Annotated in this window: 14 protein-coding genes; 6 read left to right on the top strand and 8 right to left on the bottom strand. The window is 56.7% G+C overall.

Going from position 1 to position 16723, the window contains the following annotated elements; all coding sequences use genetic code 11:
* Nucleotides 1–116: 116 nt before the first annotated feature.
* Nucleotides 117–1757, top strand: a complete 1641-nt coding sequence (locus N6P30_RS04525) for a dihydroxyacetone kinase subunit DhaK (protein ID WP_023294671.1) — start codon at nt 117–119, stop codon at nt 1755–1757.
* A gap of 43 nt (nt 1758–1800) precedes the next feature.
* Here N6P30_RS04525 and N6P30_RS04520 read toward each other — a convergent pair whose 3' ends face one another.
* From N6P30_RS04520 to pepA, 5 genes are all read right to left on the bottom strand, one after another.
* Complete coding sequence (locus tag N6P30_RS04520) at nt 1801–2820, bottom strand: NAD(P)-dependent alcohol dehydrogenase (protein WP_008502818.1); 1020 nt, start codon at nt 2818–2820, stop codon at nt 1801–1803.
* 83 nt (nt 2821–2903) lie between these two features.
* The gene (locus N6P30_RS04515; RefSeq protein WP_008502817.1) at nt 2904–3407 is read right to left on the bottom strand and encodes a GNAT family N-acetyltransferase; all 504 of its coding nucleotides are present in this window, start codon (nt 3405–3407) and stop codon (nt 2904–2906) included.
* A 123-nt stretch (nt 3408–3530) separates the two neighbouring features.
* Nucleotides 3531–6386 (bottom strand): valine--tRNA ligase, encoded by a 2856-nt coding sequence (locus N6P30_RS04510; RefSeq protein ID WP_023294670.1) that lies wholly within the window; start codon nt 6384–6386, stop codon nt 3531–3533.
* Nucleotides 6386–6829 carry a DNA polymerase III subunit chi gene (gene holC, locus N6P30_RS04505; protein ID WP_008502815.1) on the bottom strand — a complete coding sequence of 148 codons (444 nt, stop codon included), beginning with the start codon at nt 6827–6829 and terminating at the stop codon, nt 6386–6388. Before holC ends, N6P30_RS04510 begins: the two co-directional genes overlap by 1 nt.
* Nucleotides 6830–6946: 117 nt before the next feature.
* Nucleotides 6947–8458, bottom strand: a complete 1512-nt coding sequence (pepA, locus tag N6P30_RS04500) for a leucyl aminopeptidase (protein ID WP_008501434.1) — start codon at nt 8456–8458, stop codon at nt 6947–6949.
* Between the two features lie 266 nt (nt 8459–8724).
* On the opposite strand from pepA, the gene lptF reads away from it, so the two are divergent.
* From lptF to mtgA, 5 genes are all read left to right on the top strand, one after another.
* On the top strand, nt 8725–9825 hold the full coding sequence (gene lptF / locus N6P30_RS04495) for an LPS export ABC transporter permease LptF (protein WP_021242268.1): 1101 nt from the start codon (nt 8725–8727) through the stop codon (nt 9823–9825).
* Nucleotides 9825–10907, top strand: coding sequence for an LPS export ABC transporter permease LptG (gene lptG, locus N6P30_RS04490; RefSeq protein ID WP_008501437.1), 1083 nt, complete (start codon nt 9825–9827; stop codon nt 10905–10907). The genes lptF and lptG overlap by 1 nt, the downstream gene beginning before the upstream one ends.
* A 135-nt stretch (nt 10908–11042) precedes the next feature.
* Nucleotides 11043–13445: an aerobic respiration two-component sensor histidine kinase ArcB gene (arcB, locus tag N6P30_RS04485; RefSeq protein WP_023294669.1), complete on the top strand. Its 2403-nt coding sequence runs from the start codon at nt 11043–11045 to the stop codon at nt 13443–13445.
* 163 nt (nt 13446–13608) lie between these two features.
* Nucleotides 13609–14262, top strand: a complete 654-nt coding sequence (gene elbB / locus N6P30_RS04480; RefSeq protein ID WP_032653621.1) for an isoprenoid biosynthesis glyoxalase ElbB — start codon at nt 13609–13611, stop codon at nt 14260–14262.
* On the top strand, nt 14259–14984 hold the full coding sequence (gene mtgA / locus N6P30_RS04475) for a monofunctional biosynthetic peptidoglycan transglycosylase (RefSeq protein WP_023294667.1): 726 nt from the start codon (nt 14259–14261) through the stop codon (nt 14982–14984). Before elbB ends, mtgA begins: the two co-directional genes overlap by 4 nt.
* Before the next feature lie 41 nt (nt 14985–15025).
* Here mtgA and npr read toward each other — a convergent pair whose 3' ends face one another.
* From npr to ptsN, 3 genes are read right to left on the bottom strand one after another with little or no spacing between them, the layout of a single operon-like run.
* The gene (gene npr, locus N6P30_RS04470) at nt 15026–15298 is read right to left on the bottom strand and encodes a PTS phosphocarrier protein NPr (protein ID WP_003861872.1); all 273 of its coding nucleotides are present in this window, start codon (nt 15296–15298) and stop codon (nt 15026–15028) included.
* On the bottom strand, nt 15295–16149 hold the full coding sequence (rapZ, locus tag N6P30_RS04465) for an RNase adapter RapZ (RefSeq protein ID WP_008501442.1): 855 nt from the start codon (nt 16147–16149) through the stop codon (nt 15295–15297). Before rapZ ends, npr begins: the two co-directional genes overlap by 4 nt.
* Before the next feature lie 45 nt (nt 16150–16194).
* On the bottom strand, nt 16195–16686 hold the full coding sequence (gene ptsN / locus N6P30_RS04460; RefSeq protein WP_008501443.1) for a PTS IIA-like nitrogen regulatory protein PtsN: 492 nt from the start codon (nt 16684–16686) through the stop codon (nt 16195–16197).
* Between the last annotated feature and the right edge of the window lie 37 nt (nt 16687–16723).

The following is a 16723-nucleotide window of genomic DNA, read 5'->3' as shown; positions in this document are numbered from 1 at the left end:
CTGGGTGGAGTATAGGCAACCTGACGGTAAAACGGCTGAGTAAATTGCTGACTTTGCGGCGCATTATCCAGCGCGGACTATGCTTTTGCATACGGTTCACAAAATAGTGGGAAACTATGTCCAGATTCTTCTTTAACGATCGCAAACAGCTGGTCAACGATGCCATTGAAGGCATACTGCTCTCTGCGCCACATGCCAATCTCGTCAAGCTTGATATCGATCCGGCCATCCGGATCGTCGCGCGCGGCGACTGGGATAAAAGCCGCGTGGCGGTAATTTCCGGCGGCGGCTCAGGCCATGAACCCGCACACGCCGGGTTTGTTGGCAAAGGGATGCTGACGGCGGCAGTGTGCGGCGATCTGTTTGCCTCGCCGAGCGTGGATGCGGTACTGAATGCCATCGTCGCGGTCACGGGCGATCGCGGCTGTCTGCTGATCGTCAAAAACTACACCGGCGACCGCCTGAACTTCGGCCTGGCCGCTGAAAAGGCCAAACGCTACGGCCTGAAGGTGGAGATGGTGATTGTGGCGGACGATATCGCGCTGCCGGATAACAAGCAGCCGCGCGGTATTGCCGGCACGGCGCTGGTGCACAAGATTGCGGGCTATGCGGCGGAACAGGGGAAATCCCTGAGCGAGGTGCGGGATATTGCGCAACAGGCCTGCGATAACCTCTGGAGCCTGGGCGTAGCGATGCAAACGTGCAACCTGCCGGGCAGCGACGATGAAGAGGGGCGCATTAAGCAAGGCCATGTCGAGCTGGGCCTGGGCATTCACGGCGAGCCCGGGGCTTCCGTGGTGGATACGCAAAACAGCAAAGCCATTATCGACACCCTGGTGACGCCGTTACGCGCGCAGGCGGGGGAGGGGCGTTTTGCGGTGCTGATTAACAATCTTGGCGGCGTATCGGCGCTGGAGATGGCGCTGCTGACCAAAGAGCTGGCGCACTCGGCGCTGAAAGAGAATATCGCGTACCTGATTGGCCCTGCGCCGCTGGTCAGCGCGCTGGATATGAAAGGCTTTTCTCTGACGCTGCTGAAGCTCAACGATTTCTTTGAAAAGGCGATTCACGCCGACGTCGAGACGCTGGGCTGGCAGAAGCCCGTCGCGTTTGCGCCACTGCGCACCGTGGCGCATAGCGCCATTCATGACCGTGTGGAGTATACCCCGTCTGACAATCCACAGGTGCGTGCGTTTGTCTCCTCCGTGTCGACAACGCTGCTCCAGCTCGAAAACCGCCTGAACGCGCTGGATGCTAAAGTGGGGGATGGCGATACCGGCTCTACCTTTGCGCAAGGGGCGCGGGATATTGCGCAGCGCCTGGAGGAGAACGCGCTCCCGCTTAATGACGTGCCTAAGCTGCTGTTACTGGTTGGCGAGCGGCTGGCTACGGTAATGGGCGGGTCGAGCGGCGTGCTGATGTCGATCTTCTTTACCGCGGCCGGGCAAAAGCTTCACGATGGTCAGACGCTCCCGGAGGCCTTGCTCAGTGGACTTACGCAGATGAAGCAGTACGGCGGGGCAGATCTCGGCGATCGCACGCTGATCGATGCGCTGCAACCGGCGCTGGAGGCGTTACAGAAAGGCAATATTCAGGCGGCAGCGCAGGCCGCGCAGCAGGGCGCAGAAGCAACGTCGAAGATGGCGAAAGCCGGCGCGGGACGCTCGTCGTATGTCAATAAAGATAACCTGGATGGGGTGATGGATCCGGGAGCGGTCGCGGTAGCGGAAGTATTTAACGTATTGGCGCAGCAGTGAAAGTAGGCCGGGTAAGGCGAAGCCGCCACCCGGCAAACTCACATCAGAAATCTGCTTTCAGCACCACGCGGTAGCGGGCTTTGCCGTCGCGCACGTGCTGGATCGCTTCGTTGATTTTTGACATCGGATACAGTTCGGTGGTCGGCGCCACTTTGGTGCGTCCGGCGAATTTCATCAGTTTACGCAGCTCGTACGGCGTACCGGTTGCAGAACCGGAGATGCTGCGATCCCCGCCGATCAAGGTAAACGCCGGAACCGGCAGCGGCTTCATTACCGCACCCACGGTGTGGAAGTTACCGCCGTAGGCCAGCGCTTCAAAGTACGGCTGCCAGTCGAGATCCACGTTAACGGTGTTGATGATCAGGTCAAACTGGCCCGCCAGCGCGTTCAGCGCGTCCGGATCGCGGCTGTTCACCACTTTATCCGCCCCCATCGCCAGCACTTCTTTCTCTTTCGCCGGGTTCGAGCTGAACGCCGTGACTTCACAGCCCATCGCGTGCAGCAGCTTAATGGCAATATGCCCCAGTCCGCCGATACCGATGACGCCGACGCGGCTGGTAGCGGTGATATGGTGCATCAGCAGCGGCTTGAAGACGGTGATGCCGCCACACAGCAGCGGACCGGCGGATTCGATATCAATGCTGTCCGGTAGCGGGATAACCCATTGCCAGTCGGCGCGCAGTTTATCGGCAAAACCACCTTTGTTGAGAATGGTGGGAACGGCGCCTTCGAGGCAGTTGATTTGATTGCCGCTGATACAGGCATCGCAGTGACCACAGCTGCGTGCCGTCCAGCCAATGCCCACGCGCTGGCCCACTTTGAGCCCTTTGTCCTGCGCGGCGCTACCGAGCGCCACGACGCGGCCAATAACTTCGTGCCCGGCAACCAGCGGATAGCTGGAGAAGCCCCATTCGTTGTCGATCATCGAGAGATCCGAGTGGCAGATCCCGCAGTAATCAACCTGTACTTCGACGTCTTCTGCTTTTAGTTCGCCCGCATCGTACTCGTACAGCTCAAGTTCTGCACCCGCCTGCGGTGCGGCGTAGCTTTTTATCTTCGACATCGTGTTTCCCCCGTTGTGGTGTGAACTGAGAGTGTAGAGCATTCAGTTTACAGCCGCTTAACAGAAGAGGGCAGGAACGAAAGTTACAGACTTTTCAGCATTCTGACTTCGCAATCAACGTGGCCGGTACAGCCCAGCGGCGCATCGATATGCTCAAAGCCCAGATGTTCATACAGGCCGATGGCCTCTTTGAGGAAGGCGGTCGTTTCAAGGTAGCAGCGGGTAAAACCCTGTTTGCGCGCGTGGTCCAGCGCCATCAGCGCCAGCTTTTTTGCCAGTCCTTGTCCGCGTGCCGTTGGCAGGAAATACATTTTCTGCAGTTCGCAGATATCCGGCTCGCTGCAGCTGAGGGGTGCCACGCCGCCGCCGCCCACGACCTGACCGTTCTGCTCGATGACCCAGTAGGCATGACCAGGCTGGCTGTAGAGCTGGAAAAGCGCGTCCAGATTCGGGTCGGCAACCGTGTAGCCCTTGTCAGCCGTCAGTCCATATTCGGCAGAAACGGTGCGAATAACGGCGGCGATAGCCGGGTTATCCTGCTCAGCGATCCGGCGCATCGTCGTCGCGACGGGGGTAATCACGCTCATAGCATTACTCATTACAAAAATTGACACATAACTGCTGTTAATAGCACCGCAGAAAGGGGAGTGCAAGCGAGGAGTTTTCAGGAAGGTTACCCCTTACGCCCTGAAGCGTAAGGGGTAAAAGCATTACAGGGCAGCGATAACCGCCTGCTGCTCAATCAGCTTGGTCTTCGCATCGGCGAAGGCAACCAGACGCTCACGCTCTTTCGCGATGACCGCTTCCGGCGCGCGGGCAACAAAGCCTTCGTTCGCCAGCTTGCTTTCGATTTTGCCAATTTCCACGTCGACTTTCGCCACTTCTTTCGCCAGACGAGCCAGCTCAGCGTCTTTGTCGATCAGACCCGCCATCGGGATCAGCAGCTCGGCACCGTCGATGATTTTGGTCACGGAAACCGGACCTTTGTCATCAGCAGGCAGCACGGTGATGCTTTCCAGACGCGCCATGGTTTTCAGGAAGGTGTTGTTCTCGGTGACGCGACGAACGGCCGCTTCGCTACAGCCGCGCAGCAGCAGCTCCAGCGGTTTGCCCGGCGCGATGTTCATTTCAGCACGAATGTTACGTACCGCCACGATCGCCTGCTTCAGCCACTCGGTATCCGCAGACGCCGCTTCATCAACCTTAGCCGCATCGAATGCCGGGAACGGCTGCAGCATGATGGTGTCGGCGTTGATGCCTGCAATCACCTTCACGCGCTGCCAGATGGTCTCGGTGATGAATGGAATAACCGGATGCGCCAGGCGCAGCAGGCCTTCCAGAACGGTAATCAGCGTGTTGCGCGTGCCGCGCAGTTCCGCCTCAGTGCCGCCGTTCATGACCGGCTTCGCCAGCTCCAGATACCAGTCACAGAACTGGTTCCAGGTGAATTCATACAGAATGCCCGCCGCGATATCGAAGCGGTAGCTGTCCAGCGCCTCGCGGAACGCTTTCACGGTCTGGTTGAATTCCGCCAGGATCCAGCGGTCGGCCAGGGAGAGGGTCATCTCGCCGCCGTTGAAGCCGCAATCCTGATCTTCGGTGTTCATCAGCACGAAGCGGCTGGCGTTCCACAGCTTGTTACAGAAGTTACGGTAACCTTCCAGACGCTTCATGTCCCAGTTGATGTCACGGCCGGTCGAGGCCAGCGCTGCCAGGGTGAAGCGCAGGGCGTCGGTACCGTGAGCCTCAATCCCGTTCGGGAACTGCTTCTCGGTGCGCTTGCGGATTTTCTCCGCCAGCTGCGGCTGCATCATGTTGCCGGTGCGTTTTTCCAGCAGCTCTTCCAGAGAAATACCGTCAACCATATCCAGCGGGTCAATGACGTTACCCTTGGATTTGGACATCTTCTGGCCTTCGTCGTCGCGGATCAGACCGGTCATGTAGACGGTATGGAATGGAACCTGCGGCTTGCCGTCTTCATCTTTGATGAAGTGCATGGTCATCATGATCATGCGGGCGATCCAGAAGAAGATAATGTCGAAGCCGGACACCATCACGCTGGTTGGGTGGAACTGACGCAGCGCGTCGGTGTTTTCTGGCCAGCCGAGGGTGGAGAAGGTCCACAGCGCGGAGGAGAACCAGGTATCCAGCACGTCTTCGTCCTGACGCAGGGCAACGTCAGCGCTCAGGTTGTTTTCCTGGCGCACTTCATCTTCGCTGCGGCCAACGTACACGTTGCCTTCGTTGTCGTACCATGCCGGGATACGGTGGCCCCACCACAGCTGACGGGAGATACACCAGTCCTGAATATCGCGCATCCAGGAGAAGTACATGTTTTCGTACTGCTTCGGCACGAACTGAATGCTGCCGTTTTCAACCGCTTCCACAGCCGGTTTCGCCAGCACGTCGGCACGCACGTACCACTGGTCGGTCAGCATTGGCTCGATAACCACGCCGCCACGGTCGCCGTACGGCACGGTCAGGTCGTGAGGTTTGATCTCTTCCAGCAGGCCCAGTGCGTCAACGGCAGCCACAATCGCTTTACGCGCGGCAAAGCGTTCCAGCTTCTGGAACTCGGCCGGGATGTCGCTGGAATAGACGTCGGATTCGTTGCCTTTGGTGTCGTACACTTCTGCGCTTTCGCGGATATCGCCGTCGAAGGTCAGAATGTTGATCATCGGCAGGGCGTGACGACGACCCACTTCATAGTCGTTGAAGTCGTGCGCCGGGGTGATTTTCACGCAGCCGGTGCCTTTTTCCATGTCGGCGTGTTCGTCGCCCACAATCGGAATACGGCGGTTTACCAGCGGCAGCACCACGAATTTGCCAATCAGATCTTTATAACGCGGATCTTCCGGGTTAACGGCCACGCCGGTATCGCCCAGCAGGGTTTCCGGACGGGTGGTCGCGACCACCAGGTAATCTTTACCGTCAGCGGTTTTTGCGCCGTCGGCCAGCGGATAGCGGATGTGCCACATGGAGCCTTTAGACTCGCGGTTTTCCACTTCCAGATCGGAAATCGCGGTGCGCAGTTTTGGATCCCAGTTAACCAGGCGCTTGCCGCGGTAAATCAGGTCTTCTTTATACAGGCGAACGAAGACTTCTTTCACGGCGTTGGAAAGGCCTTCATCCATGGTGAAGCGCTCGCGCTCCCAGTCCACGGAGTTGCCGAGACGGCGCATCTGACGGGTAATGGTGCCGCCAGATTCCGCTTTCCACTGCCAGATTTTGTCGATGAACGCGTCGCGACCGTAGTCGTGGCGGGTTTTCCCTTCTTCAGCGGCAATTTTACGCTCAACCACCATCTGGGTCGCGATACCCGCGTGGTCAGTCCCCGCCTGCCACAGGGTGTTTTTGCCCTGCATGCGCTGGTAGCGGATCATGGTGTCCATGATGGTCTGCTGGAAAGCATGACCCATATGCAAACTGCCGGTGACGTTCGGCGGCGGGATCATGATGCAGAAGGACTCTTTGCTTTCGTCGCCGTTAGGCTTGAAATAGCCCTGCTGTTCCCAGTGCTCGTAAAGCGGCTGTTCGATATCGCGTGGGTTATATGTCTTTTCCATTATTTCCAGGTTGCCGTATTCAGGTTAAAACCAGCCAGGCGGTACGCTTTATAGCGTTCGCGCGCCAGTTGTTTCAAGGATTCTTCGTAAGGGACAAAGTCTACCACTTCTGTGAAAGCGGTGGCAAAATCTGCAAAATCTATCCGCAGGCTAATCAGAATGTCGCGCGCGCTGCTGTTGCGCTTTTGCGGCCAGGCAATTTCCACCGGCGCCCCGCCGCGTGGCCCTTCGCCTGACAGGTTATGCGGAACAAAGCTCTCAGGCGGGCGGGCCCACAGCGCTTCATCGAGACGAATCGCCTGCTGCTCATCTTCACAGGCTATCAACACGCGTTTGCCTGCGCGCCAACGTTCTGCGGCAATTTCACACACCAGCTGTTCGACGGCGCTGAGTCCATCCTGATGGGTGTCGTTGTCCAGAAGGTAGAACGTTGCATTCTTCATATATGGGGCTTCTTGTCGTGGATTTAAATGCAAAGCCGGGTGGCGCTTCGCTTACCCGGCCTACGGTTGAGTGGCGTGTAGGCCGGGTAAGGCGAAGCCGCCACCCGGCACTTTGTATCACTCGTCGCCGTTAAAACCCGCACGATTGAGCAGGAACTGCGACAGCAGCGCCACCGGACGACCGGTTGCGCCTTTGGCCTTACCGGAGCGCCATGCGGTGCCCGCGATATCCAGGTGCGCCCAGTTGTACTTGCGGGTAAAGCGCGCCAGGAAGCATCCCGCGGTGATTGCCCCGCCAGGACGTCCGCCAATGTTCGCCATATCCGCGAAGTTAGACTCCAACTGCTCCTGATATTCATCACCCAGCGGCAGACGCCATGCGCGGTCACCGGCCTGCTCCGAGGCGCTAATCAGCTCGTGCGCCAGCGGATTATGGTTAGACATCAGGCCGGTAATGTGGTGGCCAAGGGCAATCACGCAGGCACCGGTGAGGGTGGCGACGTCAATGACCGCTTCTGGCTCGAAGCGCTCAACGTAGGTCAACACGTCACAGAGTACCAGACGGCCTTCGGCGTCGGTGTTCAGCACTTCTACCGTCTGGCCGGACATGGTGGTCAGGACGTCACCCGGGCGATACGCGCGACCGCCGGGCATGTTTTCGCAGCCCGCCAGGACCCCGATCACGTTGATCGGCAGCTGAAGTTCCGCGACCATGCGCATCACGCCGTAAACCGCCGCCGCGCCGCACATGTCGTATTTCATCTCATCCATGCCTTCGGCAGGCTTGATGGAGATACCGCCGGAATCGAAGGTCAGGCCTTTACCGACCAGCACGACAGGGCGCGCGTCTTCGGCCGGGTTGCCCTTGTACTCGATAACCGACATCAGGGATTCGTTCTGCGAGCCGTTACCCACCGCCAGGTAAGAGTGCATTCCCAGCTCTTTCATCTGCTGTTCGCCGATGACGCGGGTAATCACGTTTTTGCTGTAGGCGTCTGCCAGCTGGCGCGCCTGAGAGGCGAGGTAAGCGGCGTTACAGATGTTCGGCGGCATGTTGCCGAGATCTTTTGCCGCTTTAATACCGGCGGCAATGGCCAGACCGTGCTGAATGGCGCGCTCGCCGCTGGTCAGCTCGCGACGGGTTGGCACGTTAAAGACCATTTTACGCAGCGGACGACGCGGCTCGCTTTTATTGGTCTTCAGCTGATCGAAGCTGTACAGGCTCTCTTTTGCCGTTTCGACTGCCTGACGCACTTTCCAGTAGGTGTTACGCCCTTTAACGTGCAGCTCGGTCAGGAAGCATACCGCTTCCATTGAACCGGTATCATTCAGCGTATTGATGGTTTTCTGAATCACCTGCTTGTACTGACGTTCATCCAGCTCGCGTTCTTTGCCGCAGCCAATCAGCAGAATGCGCTCTGACAGTACGTTCGGAACATGGTGCAGTAACAGCGTCTGCCCAGGTTTGCCTTCCAGTTCGCCACGGCGCAGCAGGGCGCTAATATAGCCGTCACTGATTTTATCGAGTTGTTCGGCGATCGGGGAGAGTCGGCGTGGTTCAAAGACGCCCACAACGATGCAGGCACTCCGCTGTTTCTCCGGGCTACCGCTTTTTACACTGAACTCCATGCACTACGCTCCTGAATCTTAAAGACAACGGCGGCGGCTACGGATAGAATTGAAACCTTTCGTAACTCATGTCCGCTGTTATGGTGACTTCGTGTTAATCTTACGTTACTACGGTTTCGACACGTCAGAAAAAGTCCTGAAGCGTGAATCCGCCGGATGTTTTAATCTTAGCGATGATTTCGACGACTCAAGAGAATAAATGACGTTTAAGCCATGAAACAAGCGATTTTCCAGCAAAGAGACGGGTTTTTACGGGCGTATTTAAAGTGATAATCATAAGATATCTGGTGCGGGAGACGCTCAAAAGCCAACTGGCGATCCTCTTCATCCTGCTGCTGATTTTTTTCTGTCAGAAGCTGGTTAAGATCCTCGGTGCGGCCGTTGACGGCGAAATTCCAACAAATCTGGTGCTTTCCCTGCTTGGTTTAGGGATCCCGGAAATGGCGCAGCTTATCCTGCCGCTAAGTCTTTTCCTTGGCCTGCTCATGACGCTTGGGAAACTCTACACCGAGAGTGAAATCACGGTGATGCATGCCTGTGGCCTGAGCAAAGCGGTGCTGGTCAAAGCCGCCATGATACTGGCGCTGTTCACGGGTATCGTTGCGGCGGTGAATGTGATGTGGGCGGGTCCTCTGTCTTCTCGCCATCAGGACGAAGTGCTGGCCGAAGCGAAAGCCAACCCCGGCATGGCGGCGTTAGCCCAGGGGCAGTTCCAGCAGGCAACCGACGGGAACTCCGTGCTGTTTATTGAGAGCGTTGACGGCAGCAAATTCAACGATGTCTTCCTGGCGCAGCTGCGTCCCAAAGGTAACGCGCGTCCTTCTGTGGTGGTTGCCGACTCCGGTCAGCTTGCTCAGCGCAAAGATGGTTCTCAGGTCGTGACGCTGAACAAAGGCACCCGTTTCGAAGGCACCGCGATGCTGCGTGACTTCCGCATTACGGATTTCCAGAACTATCAGGCCATTATCGGCCATCAGACCGTGGCGCTCGATCCAACGGATACCGAGCAAATGGACATGCGTACCCTCTGGAATACCGATACCAACCGAGCGCGTGCTGAGTTCCACTGGCGTATTACGCTTGTCTTCACCGTGTTCATGATGGCGCTGATAGTCGTTCCGCTGAGCGTGGTGAACCCACGTCAGGGACGCGTGCTCTCTATGCTGCCAGCGATGCTGCTTTACCTGATCTATTTCCTGCTGCAAACCTCGATTCGTTCCAACGGCGCGAAGGGTAAGCTGGACCCTATGGTCTGGACATGGTTCGTTAACAGCCTGTACATCTTACTGGCGCTGGGGTTAAACCTGTGGGATACGGTGCCTGTGCGCCGCATACGTGCCCGATTCTCGCGTAAAGGAGCCATCTAATGCAGGCGTTTGGCGTTCTTGATCGCTATATCGGTAAAACCATTTTTACCACCATCATGATGACGTTGTTCATGCTGGTGTCCCTCTCCGGCATTATCAAATTTGTCGATCAGCTGAAAAAAGCCGGGCAGGGGAGCTATGACGCGCTGGGCGCGGGGATGTATACCCTGCTCAGCGTGCCGAAAGATGTGCAGATCTTCTTCCCGATGGCGGCCCTGCTGGGGGCGCTGCTGGGGCTGGGGATGCTGGCGCAGCGCAGCGAGCTGGTCGTTATGCAGGCTTCGGGTTTTACCCGTATGCAGGTCGCGCTGTCGGTAATGAAAACCGCCATCCCCCTGGTGCTGTTGACCATGGCGATTGGCGAGTGGGTCGCGCCGCAGGGCGAACAGATGGCGCGTAACTACCGTGCTCAGGCCATGTACGGCGGCTCACTGCTCTCGACTCAGCAAGGTTTATGGGCGAAAGACGGTAAAAACTTTGTCTACATCGAACGGGTGAAGGGGAATGATGAACTGGGCGGGGTGAGCATCTATGCTTTTGATGACCAGCGCCGTCTGCAGTCCGTTCGCCACGCCTCTTCGGCGAAGTTTGACGCCGAACATAAGCAGTGGCGGTTGTCCCAGGTTGATGAATCTGACCTGACCGATCCGAAACAGATTACGGGTTCTCAGACGGTAACCGGTACGTGGAAAACCAACCTGACGCCCGATAAGCTCGGCGTCGTGGCGCTGGATCCTGACGCGCTCTCCATCAGTGGTTTACACAACTATGTGAAATACCTGAAGTCGAGCGGACAGGATGCGGGACGCTATCAGCTCAACATGTGGAGCAAAATCTTCCAGCCGATGTCCGTGGCGGTAATGATGCTGATGGCGCTGTCGTTTATCTTCGGCCCGTTGCGCAGCGTGCCGATGGGGGTCCGCGTCGTGACCGGCATCAGCTTCGGCTTTGTGTTCTACGTGCTCGATCAGATCTTCGGTCCGCTGACGCTGGTTTATGGCATTCCGCCGATTATCGGTGCGCTGCTGCCAAGCGCCAGCTTCCTCCTGATCAGTCTCTGGCTGCTGTTGAAACGCTCCTGATTGACCTCTCCTCGCTTTCGGTTACCCGGGAGCGAGGCTAATCTCCTGTTTCACCCCGCACTTTTTCTCACAACCTTCAACGTCCCGCCGCGAATTTGAGTATTATTGAGCGATAACGTCGTGAAGGGATCCTCTATGAAGCAAATTCGAATGCTTGCCCAGTATTACGTCGACCTGATGATGAAGCTTGGGCTGGTGCGTTTTTCCATGCTGCTTGCGCTGGCGCTGGTCGTTCTGGCCATTGTCGTGCAAATGGCGGTTACCATGGTTCTGCATGGTCAGGTTGAGAGTATCGACGTCATCCGCTCCATCTTCTTTGGCTTGCTTATTACTCCCTGGGCGGTCTATTTCCTTTCCGTGGTGGTTGAACAGCTGGAAGAGTCCCGTCAGCGTTTGTCTAAGCTGGTGGATAAGCTGGAAGAGATGCGCGAGCGTGACCTGAAGCTCAACGTCCAGCTCAAAGACAACATTGCGCAGCTGAATCAGGAGATTTCAGATCGTGAGAAAGCGGAGGCCGAGCGTCAGGCCACCCTGGAGCAGCTGAAAATCGAAATGAAAGAGCGCGAGGTCACGCAGATCCAGCTTGAGCAGCAATCTTCTTTCCTGCGATCGTTCCTGGATGCGTCGCCGGATCTGGTGTTCTACCGTAATGAAGATAAAGAGTTTTCCGGCTGTAACCGGGCGATGGAGTTGCTCACCGGGAAAAGCGAGAAGCAGCTGATACACCTGAAGCCGCAGGACGTTTACTCTGAAGAGGCGGCGGCCAAGGTCATGGAGACCGACGAAAAAGTCTTCCGTCATAACGTCTCGCTGACCTATGAACAGTGGCTGGATTACCCGGACGGGCGCAAAGCCTGCTTTGAGATCCGTAAGGTGCCCTACTATGACCGCGTGGGGAAACGCCACGGCCTGATGGGCTTTGGCCGCGATATTACCGAGCGTAAGCGCTATCAGGATGCCCTGGAGCGCGCCAGCCGCGACAAGACCACCTTTATCTCCACCATCAGCCACGAGCTGCGTACGCCGCTTAACGGCATCGTCGGGTTGAGCCGTATTCTGCTGGATACCGACCTGACCGCAGAGCAGGAAAAATATCTCAAGACTATCCATGTTTCAGCGGTCACGCTGGGTAATATCTTCAACGATATTATTGATATGGATAAGATGGAGCGCCGTAAAGTTCAGCTTGATAACCAGCCTGTGGATTTCACCAGCTTCCTTGCCGATCTGGAAAACCTGTCTGGCCTGCAGGCGCAGCAGAAGGGATTGAGCTTTGTCATGGAGCCAACCCTGCCGCTGCCGCATAAAGTGGTGACGGACGGCACGCGATTGCGCCAGATCCTGTGGAACCTGATCAGCAACGCGGTGAAATTTACCCAGAAAGGAAAGGTGGCGGTGCGTATCCGCTATGACGAAGGTGACATGCTGCACTTCGAGGTGGAAGACTCCGGGATGGGTATTCCGCTGGAGGAGCAGGACAAAATCTTCGCCATGTACTATCAGGTGAAGGACAGCAACGGTGGGAAACCGGCCACTGGTACGGGCATTGGCCTGGCGGTGTCTAAACGTCTGGCGAAGAGTATGGGCGGCGATATCACCGTTGCCAGCCAGCCGGGCAAAGGGTCAACCTTCACGCTGACGGTCCATGCCCCTGCGGTGGCGGAAGAGGTAGAGGATACCTTTGAAAATGACGATATGCCGCTGCCTGCCCTGCATGTCCTGCTGGTGGAAGATATTGAGCTGAACGTAATTGTGGCGCGCTCTGTGCTGGAAAAACTGGGCAACAGCGTGGATGTCGCGATGACCGGTAAAGCCGCGCTGGAGATGTTTAAACCAGGCGAATACGATCTTGTTCTGCTGGATATTCAATTACCGGATATGACCGGGCTGGATATCTCGCGCGAGTTGACGCGTCAGTACGCGGCCGACGAACTGCCGCCGCTGGTTGCCCTGACGGCGAACGTGCTGAAAGATAAAAAAGAGTATCTCGATGCCGGTATGGACGATGTACTCAGCAAGCCGCTGGCGGTGCCTGCTCTGACCGCTATGATCAAAAAATTCTGGGATACCCATGATGAAGAGGAGAGCACCATGACGTCTGTTGATAGCGCAAAAGCCCAAACGATACTCGATACCGCGATGCTGGAGCAGTACATCGATCTGGTGGGGCCGAAACTGATTACCGACGGTCTGGCGGTGTTCGAAAAAATGATGCCGGGCTATCTGAGCGTGCTGGAATCCAACCTGACGGCCCGTGACCAGAAGGGTATCGTGGAAGAAGGACATAAAATCAAAGGTGCCGCCGGCTCGGTTGGCTTACGCCATCTGCAGCAGCTGGGGCAACAGATTCAGTCGCCTGATTTACCTGCATGGGAAGATAACGTGGGTGATTGGGTTGAAGAGATGAAACAGGAATGGCAAAACGATGTGGCGGTGCTAAAAGCCTGGGTTGACGCCAGAAAAAAATGCCCCCGGATTAACCGGGGTGCGCGAATACTGCGCCAACACCAGGGAAATCGTGGCTGCGCCTGTTTTTAAACGTTATTTTTGAAAGGGCGCTGCCTGAAAAATTTAGGCCGCACGCAGATAAGATAGCAAATCTTAAATGGTTTGTTACATGAATCAGTGAAATGTGTGAAGCATAGCGTTTTAATCAAAATTATTAATGTGCTTCAGCAAGTTGCAGAAAAGGATTGTCATGATGAAAAAGATTGGTGTCGTGCTAAGCGGATGCGGTGTTTACGATGGCTCTGAGATACATGAAGCCGTAATCACGCTGCTGGCCCTGGCTAAGCAGGGAGCCGAGGTGATTTGTTTTGCGCCAGACAAAAATCAGGCGGATGTGATTAACCATCTGACCGGTGAGCCGATGGCGGAAACCCGTAACGTGCTGATTGAAGCCGCGCGCATTGCGCGAGGTGACATCCATCCTCTTATTCAGGCAGACCCTGCAGAGCTTGATGCGCTCATTGTGCCGGGTGGGTTTGGCGCAGCCAAAAATCTCAGTACCTTTGCCGCGCAGGGCGCGGAGTGTCAGATTGATCCTCATCTCAAAGCGCTGTCGCAGGCCATGCATGCGGCAGGGAAACCGCTGGGCTTTATCTGTATCGCACCGGCGATGTTGCCTAAAATTTTTGATTTCCCGCTGCGCCTGACCATCGGGACGGATATTGATACCGCAGAGATCGTCGAAGAAATGGGGGGCGAACACGTTCCGTGCCCGGTGGATGACATTGTGGTTGATGAAGATAACAAGATTGTCACCACGCCTGCGTATATGCTGGCGAAGAATATCGCGGAAGCCGCCGTGGGTATTGAAAAACTGGTCGCCCGCGTGCTGGTGCTGACGGAATGAGGCGTCCGTTTTCCGCAGGCGCATGGGTGAAACGCCTTCTTCTACGCATCGTTCTCGTCATGGCGGTGTTCTGGGGAGGCGGGCTGGCCGTGTTCAGCATTATGCCGGTCCCGTTCTCTGCCGTGATGGTTGAGCGTCAGCTCGGCGCGTGGCTCAGCGGCGATTTCGGCTATGTTGCCCATTCTGATTGGGTAAGCATGGACGAGATCTCTCCGTTTATGGGGCTGGCGGTCATCGCAGCGGAGGATCAGAAATTCCCGGAGCACTGGGGGTTCGACGTTGCGGCCATTGAGAAGGCGCTGGCGCATAACGAACGCCATGAAAACCGCGTGCGCGGCGCGTCAACGTTGTCGCAGCAGACGGCCAAAAATCTGTTTCTGTGGGATGGCCGCAGCTGGGTGCGAAAGGGGCTGGAAGCGGGGTTCACCCTGGGCATGGAAACGGTCTGGAGCAAAAAGCGCATTCTGACCGTGTATCTCAACGTTGCCGAGTTTGGCGACGGGGTATTTGGTGTCGAAGCTGCATCACAACGCTATTTTAATAAACCCGCCAGCAAGCTGAGCATGTCGGAGGCGGCGCTGCTCGCGGCTGTTCTGCCTAATCCCCTCCGCTTTAAAGCCAGTGCCCCGTCAGGGTACGTGCGAAGCCGTCAGGCGTGGATTATGCGCCAGATGCGTCAGTTGGGAGGAGAAGGATTTATGGAGAGCAACAAACTTATGTAGGGCGGGTAAGCGCAGCGCCACCCGCCTGAAGGGCAGAGACCTTAATCTTCGTCGAACCCTGCGTTAAACAGCGCAATCACCGCCGCCAGCGCTTCCTCTTCCTGGGGGCCGGTGGCTTCGACTTCAATCTGACGTCCTTTGGCGGAATCCAGCATCAGCAGCGCGATCACGCTGTTCGCTTCCGCTTCGGTACCTTCGTCATTCCGCAGCAGAACTTCTGCATCGAAACCCTGCATCAGCTCAAACAGCTTCATCGCCGGGCGCGCATGCATGCCCAGCTTATTGGTGATCTCAACGGTCTGTTTTACGGTCATGTTTTACGTTTTTCCAGCGTGCGATGACGGGACTGAACGTTCTTCCCGCGCGAGCGGAAATAGTCGGCCAGCTGTTCGGCGATGTAGACCGAACGATGTTTACCGCCGGTACAGCCAATCGCTACCGTCAGGTAGCTGCGATTGTTTGTCTCCAGCATAGGTAACCATAGCTCAAGGTAGCTTCGCGTCTGGTAGATAAAATTGTGAACTTCTGTGTGCCTGTCGAGGAAGGCCGCAACGGGTTTATCCAGACCGGTCATGGGACGCAGTTTCGGATCCCAGTGCGGGTTCGGCAGGAAGCGCACGTCGAAAACATAATCCGCATCAATCGGGATACCGTGCTTGAAGCCAAAGGATTCGAACACCATTGTCAGTTCGCGCTCGCGTTTGCCCAACAAGCGGGTACGCAGCATTTCCGCCAGCTCGTGAACGGACATCTCAGAGGTGTCGACAATCAGGTCGGCGCGAGAACGCAGCGGCTCCAGCAGATCGCTCTCTTCATCGATTGCGCTCTCCAGGGAGAGGTTCTTACTGGAAAGCGGGTGCAAACGACGGGTGTCGCTGTAGCGGCGGATCAGGGTATTCCGGTCTGCATCGAGGAACAGCAGCTGAGGCGAGAACGTGTCAGGCAGGTTACTCATTGCCTGTTCGAAGATCTCTGGCGATTCCGGCATGTTACGAACGTCGATACTGACGGCGGCCGAGGTCTGTCTCTCCGCAAGCGTACGGGCCAGGTCGGGCAGCAACACGACCGGCAGGTTATCGACGCAGTAAAAACCCATGTCTTCCAGCGCGCGCAGAGCCACGGATTTCCCCGACCCTGAACGACCGCTGACAATCATCAGCACCATGTTCCGTTTCTCCTCAGGACAACAGATGTGAAGGCCATCTCCTGGTTATGCATCATCCTGATTGCCTTCTGCTTCGGTGATAATTTGATAAAGCTCTTCATCACTTTGAGCCGAGCGCAGTCGACGGCAAATGGTTTTATCAGCCAGACGTTTGGCGACCAGCGACAGCGTATGCAGATGGGTTTTCGTCTGGTCAGCAGGCACCAGCAGCGCGAAGAGGAGATCGACGGGCTGGTTATCAATGGCATCAAAGGCGATCGGTGTTTCAAGCTGCACAAACACACCGACGGCACGCAGGGTATCCTCTTCCAGCTTGCCGTGCGGGATTGCGATGCCGTTGCCGATACCGGTACTGCCCATCTTTTCGCGGGTCAGAATCGCTTCGAACACCACCTGCGGCGGCAGGCCCAGCTGTTTTGCGGCCAGTTCACTGATGATTTCCAGCGCACGTTTTTTGCTCTGGCAGTGAACCGCACTGCGGGTACATTCCTGGTTAAGGACATTGCTCAGTTGAAGAGCGGAATCGTTGTTCATCATAATTTCACCTAAGCGCTAACTGTACAAATGGCCTGTT

It is taken from the genome of Enterobacter sp. PL1 (assembly GCF_945957325.1).
In the GTDB taxonomy this organism is placed as follows: domain Bacteria; phylum Pseudomonadota; class Gammaproteobacteria; order Enterobacterales; family Enterobacteriaceae; genus Enterobacter; species Enterobacter roggenkampii.
Note: the sequence above shows the minus strand (reverse complement) of the source record. Positions and strands in the feature narration are given on the sequence as shown.

Excerpts from the sequence above, each read along its gene's own strand:
- N6P30_RS04510 (WP_023294670.1), bottom strand. The coding sequence starts at position 6,386 with ATGGAAAAGACATATAACCCACGCGATATCGAACAGCCGCTTTACGAG.
- holC (WP_008502815.1), bottom strand. The coding sequence starts at position 6,829 with ATGAAGAATGCAACGTTCTACCTTCTGGACAACGACACCCATCAGGAT.
- ptsN (WP_008501443.1), bottom strand. The coding sequence starts at position 16,686 with ATGATGAACAACGATTCCGCTCTTCAACTGAGCAATGTCCTTAACCAG.
- N6P30_RS04515 (WP_008502817.1), bottom strand. The coding sequence starts at position 3,407 with ATGAGCGTGATTACCCCCGTCGCGACGACGATGCGCCGGATCGCTGAG.
- rapZ (WP_008501442.1), bottom strand. The coding sequence starts at position 16,149 with ATGGTGCTGATGATTGTCAGCGGTCGTTCAGGGTCGGGGAAATCCGTG.
- arcB (WP_023294669.1), top strand. The coding sequence starts at position 11,043 with ATGAAGCAAATTCGAATGCTTGCCCAGTATTACGTCGACCTGATGATG.
- N6P30_RS04520 (WP_008502818.1), bottom strand. The coding sequence starts at position 2,820 with ATGTCGAAGATAAAAAGCTACGCCGCACCGCAGGCGGGTGCAGAACTT.
- npr (WP_003861872.1), bottom strand. The coding sequence starts at position 15,298 with ATGACCGTAAAACAGACCGTTGAGATCACCAATAAGCTGGGCATGCAT.
- elbB (WP_032653621.1), top strand. The coding sequence starts at position 13,609 with ATGAAAAAGATTGGTGTCGTGCTAAGCGGATGCGGTGTTTACGATGGC.
- lptG (WP_008501437.1), top strand. The coding sequence starts at position 9,825 with ATGCAGGCGTTTGGCGTTCTTGATCGCTATATCGGTAAAACCATTTTT.
- mtgA (WP_023294667.1), top strand. The coding sequence starts at position 14,259 with ATGAGGCGTCCGTTTTCCGCAGGCGCATGGGTGAAACGCCTTCTTCTA.
- pepA (WP_008501434.1), bottom strand. The coding sequence starts at position 8,458 with ATGGAGTTCAGTGTAAAAAGCGGTAGCCCGGAGAAACAGCGGAGTGCC.
- N6P30_RS04525 (WP_023294671.1), top strand. The coding sequence starts at position 117 with ATGTCCAGATTCTTCTTTAACGATCGCAAACAGCTGGTCAACGATGCC.